Below are 239 nucleotides of genomic sequence, written 5' to 3'. Positions count from 1 at the left end.
CCCCCCCCCCGTCTCGCAGGCGCCGGCGCCCCCCGAGATCTACACACGCGAGGACTCGTCGGGAGCGCCCGATGTGTATCAGCGACAGGGGTGACATCGGCCGCCAGTGCGACGGACGCCCCGACCGCCATCGCTGCCCGGTGGCGTCGATGTGCGTGCTGTACCAGTAACCGGCCCAGCCGCACGGCTGCCCACTCGTCGTTGGGGCGGTGGCGCTGGTGTTGGCGATGGATGTCGTG

The 239-nt window shown here is 71.5% G+C and carries 1 pseudogene; it reads left to right on the top strand.

Annotated features, from left to right (window positions below):
- Nucleotides 1-95 precede the first annotated feature (95 nt).
- A pseudogene (locus ACQG3P_RS23060) lies at nucleotides 96-239 on the top strand (MBL fold metallo-hydrolase); the annotation flags it as partial.

It is taken from the genome of Stenotrophomonas sp. SrG, from assembly GCF_050031795.1.
GTDB classification, from domain to species: Bacteria; Pseudomonadota; Gammaproteobacteria; order Xanthomonadales; family Xanthomonadaceae; genus Stenotrophomonas; species Stenotrophomonas rhizophila_A.
The sequence above is the reverse complement of the archived record's forward strand: the minus strand, read 5'-3'. Positions and strand labels throughout refer to the sequence as shown.